Source organism: Salipiger abyssi (assembly GCF_017311415.1).
Classification (GTDB): Bacteria; Pseudomonadota; Alphaproteobacteria; order Rhodobacterales; family Rhodobacteraceae; genus Salipiger; species Salipiger abyssi_A.
Genome location: NZ_JAEKIS010000055.1, coordinates 1 through 4,039, shown reverse-complemented (window position 1 = coordinate 4,039; position 4,039 = coordinate 1). Strand labels below are relative to the sequence as shown.

General features: G+C 63.9%; 4 protein-coding genes and 1 pseudogene. All 5 read left to right on the top strand.

Translation table 11 applies throughout. The features are described 5' to 3' along the window. Window positions 1–117: 117 nt before the first annotated feature. Window positions 118–333 (top strand): annotated as a pseudogene (locus I6N89_RS25170) (zincin-like metallopeptidase domain-containing protein); the annotation flags it as partial. Between the two features lie 23 nt (window positions 334–356). Beyond that, complete coding sequence (locus I6N89_RS25165) at window positions 357–566, top strand: DUF6330 family protein (RefSeq protein ID WP_017469169.1); 210 nt, start codon at window positions 357–359, stop codon at window positions 564–566. Window positions 567–653: 87 nt separating this feature from the next. Further along, a complete protein-coding gene (locus I6N89_RS25160) occupies window positions 654–1,043 on the top strand; it encodes a DUF3768 domain-containing protein (RefSeq protein ID WP_028288612.1) in 390 nt (129 codons plus the stop codon). 159 nt (window positions 1,044–1,202) lie between these two features. Beyond that, on the top strand, window positions 1,203–3,185 hold the full coding sequence (locus I6N89_RS25155) for a ParB/RepB/Spo0J family partition protein (RefSeq protein ID WP_028288611.1): 1,983 nt from the start codon (window positions 1,203–1,205) through the stop codon (window positions 3,183–3,185). A gap of 76 nt (window positions 3,186–3,261) precedes the next feature. After that, entirely contained in the window at window positions 3,262–3,855 is a 594-nt protein-coding gene (locus I6N89_RS25150; RefSeq protein WP_025042408.1) for a hypothetical protein, read from the top strand. Window positions 3,856–4,039 lie beyond the last annotated feature (184 nt).

Genomic DNA, 4,039 nt, shown 5'->3' with positions numbered 1-4,039 from the left:
GCAGCAGGCGGCCGACTGGATGCATGCGCAGCAGCCCCATGCAGAGGAGGTAGCGGCATGACCAAAACCGTTCTCATTGCCGGAAAATTTCAGAATGGGGCTGGACTGTCAGGATATGTGGCCGAACTGACCTCGGTGTTCCTGGGTCAGACGCTCGGCTTCACGGCGCATACGCTCGAGATGAATGCCGCCTACCTCCACAACTGGTTGCGCGTTCTTCGGTCGGACAAGGGTGCGATCTTCCGCCATGCCGCCGATGCGCAGCGCGCCTGCGACTATCTGATCGCCAGATCGGAGGTGGGCAGGGCAGGGCGCAGTGCCGAGGCCGCCTGACCACACGGAGAACGGAGACTCGCATGTCACGCAAGGAACCCAAGGCGCTGCGGGTGGCCTGCTTTGAAGACGGCCGCCGCAAGATCATCACCTTCAAGCGCGGTGCCTATTGGTGGAGCCCGTCCGAGGGTGCTTATCCGCTCTCGGCAGCGCTCGAGAGCATCAAGCACCAAGGCGGCTGGATCGAAACCATCCCTAACCCGAATTACAGACCCAAGGGGCTGTTCGGGTAGGGCACCTTCTGCTTCGGTCCTTCCGCCAAGCAGAAAAGAAAAAGCAGGCTTTGGGAAGGGTGTTTCAACTTCTCAAAGGAGAGCCCTATGACCATCACTGCACAGCCCCAGACAGAATGCCCGGATCCGAGTGTGATCGCCGCGCAGAACGACGCGTTCCGCAAGCTCGCGTGCCTTGGAGTGCCGCCCGCGCAGCCCATCCAAGGCCGGATGCATGTCACCCGCTCGCTCATGGAGGCCGGTGACGGCTTTATGGCCGAGGCGGTGAAAGCCACCGGTGAGTTTACCACCTTTGAGCAGGACAATGATCCCGAGGGATGGCATGATTTCGGAGCGGTCGAGATCCGGGGCGAGACCGTGTTCTGGAAAATCGATCTCTATGAAGCGGATTCGGATTTCCGCTACGGGGCCGAGACCCCGGGCAATCCCGTGACCACAATGCGCGTACTGACCGTCATGCTGGCGCGCGACTGGTAGAAGGGCAGGGGACGCCTCCCCGTGACATCTCAGACGACTAAGGCCCGCTGCCCCCAAAAAAGGCAAAGCGGGCCTTTTTTCGTGGTGATCCCCGAAGCCGGGGATTGGTCCCGCGCGTAGAGGCGCGGGCCACACCTAACCCATCTGGAAGGATATCCCATGACCACAAGTTTTGCCCCCCTCACCGTCGCTATCGGCGATCTCGTCCCGCATGCCGCCAATGTGCGCAGCAACGCGCCGGAAACCTATGACCCCGAGAACATCGCGCATCTGAAGGCCAGCATCGCTGTGCTGGGCCTCCTGCAGCCGCTCCTCGTCCAGAAGTTCGACGGCAAATACGCCGTGCTGGCCGGTGGACGGCGCCATGCAGCCCTGAAGGAGCTGGTCGCGGACAAGAGCGAGAAGGGGTTCACCGCGAAAACCAAGGTCGACTGCCGCCTTGTGCCCGAGGATTGCGACGTGACGACGGCGCTGTCCCTCGCCGAGAACATCACCCAGGCCCCCATGAACGCCATCGACGAGTTCGAGGCTTTCGCCCGGATGATGGAAGTCGACGGCCAGACGCCCGAGACGATCGCCAAGACCTTCGGCACCACGGTGGCGGCCGTGAAAGGCCGGTTGCGCTACGGTCTGATCCACCCCGACATTCGCGCTGCGGCCCGGGCTAAGACCATCACGCTCGACACGATGAAGGCCTTTGCGGAGCATCCGAGCCAGGAGGTGCAGCGCGAAGTCTTCGAGGCGCTCACCAAGGAAGATAGCTACCTGCAGGCCTATACGGTCCGCCAGGCGCTCAAATCCCGCGGCGTGCAGGTCAGTGACGATATCGGAGCTTTCGTGCGCGAAGACTACGAGGCGCGCGGCGGCGCTGTCGCCGCTGACCTTCTGGAAGAGCATTCCGTGCTCGAGGATGCCGCTCTGGTCGAGACCATCTTGCTCGAGAAGCTCGGTGCCGCTGCCGAAGAGGCGCGTATGAGGCTGGGCTTTGCCTGGGCCGATGCGATGGTCCGCTATGATTACGCGACCATGGCCGACTACGGCCGCGTCTATCCCGGCCCGATCGAACCGGATGAGGCTGCGCAAAAACGCATCGATGAGATCGCCGCCGAGCTTGAGAAACTGCAGCTCGAGATGGAGGATGAGGGGCTCGAGGACGGTGCCTACAACGCGCTTTACGAGCGCGTGGACGCCTTGGAAGAGGAAGCCCGCGACCTGCAGGAGGCCTACAGCGCCGAGGACCTCGCGCGGTCTGGGGTAATCGCGTCCTGGTCGGGCGGGCAGGTGACCCTCCATGTTGGCCTCGTCCGCCCGGAAGACACCGTCAAAAAGGAGGGCGCGCGCGGCTCCTCGGCTAGCCCGACCGGGGAGGAGGCCCCAGACGCCGGCGAAATCACCTATCCGGCCTCACTGGCTGAGGACCTCAAGACCGAGCGAGCCATGGCGCTTGGGGCCGCGATGGCGCTGCATCCGGAAGCTACGCTCGATCTGACGCTCTTCAAGCTGGTGAGCGACGTTCTGGCCAGCGGCATGAGTGTCACGCAGGCGATCAAGATCGATGCCCGCAAGGAATACCGCAGCCATGCCAAGATGGACGAGATCGACGCAACCTCGCTCGAGCAGGTGGCGGCGGCGCATGAGGCGCTGGACCTCTCCTGGCTCGATGACACCCGCGCGCCCGCCGATCAGTTCGCGGCGTTTCGCGCGCTGGAGGCAGGCGAAAAGGCCAAGCTCGTGGCCTATGCCACGGCCAGCACCACGCAGTCCTGCTTCGCGCGGGACCGCCAGCGCGACAGCCTGATGCATGCGTTCGAGATCGAGATCATGCCCGACATCCGCTCCCACTGGACGCCGAATGCGGCGCTCTTCAACCGCTTCAAGAAGGCTTGGCTCCTGAAGATCCTCGGCGAGGATCTGGGTCTCGCCCAGGAGGCGGTGACGCTGGCCTCGTCGAGCAAGAAGGAGATCGTCGCCTTTTGTGACAAGCTCTTCGCCGAGCCCTTCGCCACGCTCACGGACGCGCAGCGCGCTGCCGTGGCCGCCTGGTGCCCGCCCATGATGCAGACAGCCGGTGTCGCCTGTGATGAGGCGGAGCCCGCGGCGGAAACCCCGGAGCCTGACGGCGACATCGCGCAAGCGGCCTGAGTCCTCACGCGACCCGCGCGTGGACCATGCCGCCCGCGCGGGTCGACCCTTCCAAACCGAACAGAAAGACATCCCCATGGCTATTCTCAAGTTCTCTGCCTCCGCTGTTGCGGCGCAAATCGCACATGCGCGTGCCTGCAAGACCTTCCTGCCCAACTGGAACGGGCCCGTGGACAGGCCGGCCCTGATCCTCATCGTCGGCAATGGTGTGCATCTGCGCTCAAACGGCATCGATGGCACGACCACCCGTATCGTTACCACCGAGCAGGCCGATCCCTCCTTCGCCTTCGCCGACGGCATGAACCCGTTTCGGGACACCGACTGGATGGCGCAGCGCCGCATGGCGTTTCGCGATCTGACCGGCCAGTTTTACACCGACATCCTGGATGACGTGCAGGTGCTCATCGACCGGGGGCGAGGGGCCATCCGGCTCGCCACCGATGGCCACAGCATCCGCGTCTTCGTGCGCCGGGCCTCGGACTATCTCATCGGCGGGACCTACGAAGTGCCCTCGGGCCTCGGTGGCACCTTCAGGGTCATCCTCAAGGATGCCTGCGACACCTTTGCGATCGTGCAGAACTGTGGCAATTGCGAGGATTTTGACGCCATGCAGCCCTACCGCGTGCCGCTCGATGCGCTGATGGAAATCGATGACCGGAGGGCGGCGTAACGCGCCCTTTCTCAAACATGCATCGCCAATACCCTGCCGGGCCGGCGGCCCTCTCGGGCCGGCGGCCCTCTTGATGGTGTGGACGCCCCCTCACGGCATCGCTGTGCCAAGGTAGCGGTGTCGAAATTCGCTACGAGGAGGAAGCGTCCATGGAGAAGGTTAGCATTGTAGGGCTGGATATTGC